The organism is Cellulomonas pasadenensis, assembly GCF_047229365.1.
Taxonomy (GTDB): Bacteria; Actinomycetota; Actinomycetes; order Actinomycetales; family Cellulomonadaceae; genus Cellulomonas.
Genome location: NZ_JBFTEP010000293.1, coordinates 1 through 662, shown reverse-complemented (window position 1 = coordinate 662; position 662 = coordinate 1). Strand labels below are relative to the sequence as shown.

Sequence of the window (662 nt, the reverse complement as noted above, 5' to 3'; positions counted from 1 at the left end):
GCCCACGGCACCTCGCCGGCGAGCACGCGCACCGCGGCGGCGCCGCCCGCCACGACGAGCGCCGGCGCGGCGGTCAGGAGCGCGAGCACACGGAGCAGCGCGACGTCCACGGCGTGCGCGCGCCAGGGCGGCGCGGCGCGCGTGAGGGTGGTGCCGGCGGCCGCGAGCAGCAGCAGCGCCACGCCCTCGGGGCTCCCGGCGTGACCGAGCCAGACCAGCGGCGCCACGGGCAGCAGCACCGCCGCGGTGACCGTGCCGGCGCGCAGGCGCCCGACGGCACCCCAGCCGGCGAGCAGGGCCGCGCACACGAGGACGGACGTGGTCGCCTGGGCGGCGCCGTCGCCTGCCACGACCACGCCGGTCGCGCGCAGCGCCCACGCGTCGAGCAGCAGCAGGGCGGCCGCGAGCGCGCCGACCGCCTCCGCACCCTGGGGGAGGCCGCGGCGGCGCAGCACCGTCGCCAGCACGAACACGACGAGCGTCCCGGCGCCCACGACGGCCGCCCGTGCCCCGAGCGTGAGGACGTCCCACGCGAACACGAGGAACGTGATGCTGGCGGCGACGAGCAGCGCCGCCCCGACCACCTGCAGCACCGTCTGCACGCGCCACGGCGTGCGCGGCGGCGCGGTCGGCCCGCCCGTGGTGACCGGCCGACGCGGCGG

The 662-nt window shown here is 80.8% G+C and carries 1 pseudogene; it reads right to left on the bottom strand.

Annotated features, from left to right (window positions below):
* Window positions 1-602 (bottom strand): annotated as a pseudogene (locus AB6N23_RS18530) (hypothetical protein); the annotation flags it as partial.
* Window positions 603-662 lie beyond the last annotated feature (60 nt).